General features: G+C 72.0%; 2 protein-coding genes. One reads left to right on the top strand and one right to left on the bottom strand.

Translation table 11 applies throughout. The features are described from left to right. Window positions 1-782, bottom strand: a 782-nt coding sequence (locus H5J30_RS29245; protein ID WP_374101036.1) for a metallophosphoesterase family protein, incomplete at its 3' end; no start/stop codon positions are given. Window positions 783-1,050: 268 nt separating this feature from the next. On the opposite strand from H5J30_RS29245, the gene H5J30_RS29240 reads away from it, so the two are divergent. Further along, on the top strand, window positions 1,051-2,104 hold a 1,054-nt coding region (locus H5J30_RS29240), incomplete at its 3' end, for an ABC-2 transporter permease (protein ID WP_181790282.1).

Below are 2,104 nucleotides of genomic sequence, written 5' to 3'. Positions count from 1 at the left end.
CGCTTCCACTCCCGCGGGTAGCCGAGGGAGACCTCGCTGAACTTGACGCCGTCGTACCAGGTGACCCGGGGGATGTGCAGGTGGCCGTAGACGACGGCGGCGGCGCGGAAGCGGCGGTGCCAGTCGGCGGTCAGCGTCGTACCGCACCACTGCGCGAACTCCGGATAGCGCAGGATGTCGGTCGGCTGCCGCACCAGCGGCCAGTGGTTGACCAGCACCGTGGGGTGCGCGGGGTCGACGTCCGCGAGCCGCCGCTCGGTCAGGGCCACCCGCTCCCGGCACCAGGCGTCCCGCGAGGCGTGCGGGTCGGGGTGCAGGAAGTACTCGTCGGTGCAGACGACTCCGGCCTCGTGGGCCAGGCGCAGCGACTCCTCCTTGGTCGCCACGCCCGGCATGCGGAAGGAGTAGTCGTAGAGCACGAACAGCGGCGCGATGGTCACCGGGCCGCCCTCGCCGCGCCAGACGGGATACGGGTCCTCGGGGGTCACGACGCCCAGGCCGCGGCAGAGTTCGACCAGGTGCCGGTAGCGCTCCTCGCCGCGCAGCGTCACCGGGTCGTCGGGGTGCGTCCACAGTTCGTGGTTGCCCGGTACCCAGACGACCTTGGCGAACCGCTCGGCGAGCAGCCCGAGGGTCCATTCGATGTCCGAGACGCGCTCGCCCACGTCGCCGGCGACGATCAGCCAGTCATCGGCCGCGGTCGGGCGCAGCCCGGCGGTGATGTCGCGGTTCTCTTCGTAGGCGACGTGCAGGTCGCTGACGGCCAGCAGTCTTCCGTGCATCAAGGACATTCGATCATTCGGCGACGGCGGAAAGGGTGGTGTCAAGGGCCTGATGGTGACTCCCGTACGGAAGTTGCGCACCAGACGCGTGCCGACAGATTGCTGCCACCACCTAAATTCCCGCCAAAAGACGGTTGACCGGCCCTTTCACCGCGGCAATGCGCCGGCGTCCCGGGGGAGTTGCGGACGGGGCCGAAGCCGCGTCATTCTGGATCCTCAACATCCGTTGAACAGAAGTGTTCTGTTTGCGAGTGACAGGGAGCAGATCGTGACCACACCGGCCGCAGGGTCCCCCCACGGCGCAGCGCCGGCCCCGGCACCGACCGGACCGCCCCCGGAAACGGGCCGCTCCGGCACCTACGGCGTGCTCGTCGTCCCGGCCGTACTCGGGCTCTTCCTCGTCCTCGCCTTCGCCGGGCTGATGATCCCCGGACTGCGCAGCCCCGCCCCCACCGACATGCCCCTCGGCCTGGCCGGTCCCGGCCCTGCCGTCCAGCAGGTCGAGGCGCGGCTCGCCACCGCCGCCCCCGACGCGTTCGAGGTCAAGCGGTACGCGGACGAGGCCGAGGCCCGCGCCGCCCTGCGCGAGCAGGACGTGCTCGGCGCCATCGTCATCGGGCCGTCGCCGAAGCAGCCGCCCGGTCTGCTCATCGCGAGCGCCGCCGGCGACGCCCCGACGACCGCGGCCACCACGGCGTACGAGCAGCTGACCGAGCAACTCGGCACCCCGCAGCAGGTGGACGACGTCGCCCCGCTGCCCGGGAACGACTCCCGCGGCGTCAGCGCCGTGCTGCTGTGCGTCGCCCTCACCATCGGCGCGCTGATCTTCCAACTCGTCCTCAGCCTTGCCGCCGCGCACGTGGGAGCCGCCAGGCGATGGCTGTCCTGCGTCTGCTACGCGGTCGTCGCCGGCGCGGCCGGAGCCCTCTTCGCCGGACCCGTCACCGGCACCCTGGAGGGCCACTTCCTCGAACTGCTGGGCATCGCCACCCTGCTGTCGCTGACCGTCGTCGGCATCGTCGCCGCCTGCCAGGCGCTCCTGGGCGCGCTCGGCATCGCCGTCGGCGCGCTGGTCGTCCTCCCGCTCGGCCTCGCCTCCTCCGGCGGCGTCGTCGACCCGCACTTCCAACCCGCCTTCTACGGCGCCGTCTCGGAGTACCTGCCCACGGGCAGCGCGGTCTCGCTGCTGCGCCGGGTGCTGTACTTCGACGGCAACGCGGTCGGCGGGCCGCTGCTCACGCTGCTGCTGTGGGCGGCCGGCGCCTGGCTCGTCACGCTGGTGACGGAGCGGATCAGGCCCTTCCGGCCGCTGATGGTCATCG

The organism is Streptomyces phytophilus, assembly GCF_013870535.1.
Lineage (GTDB): Bacteria > Actinomycetota > Actinomycetes > Streptomycetales > Streptomycetaceae > Streptomyces > Streptomyces phytophilus.
Note: the sequence above shows the minus strand (reverse complement) of the source record. Positions and strands in the feature narration are given on the sequence as shown.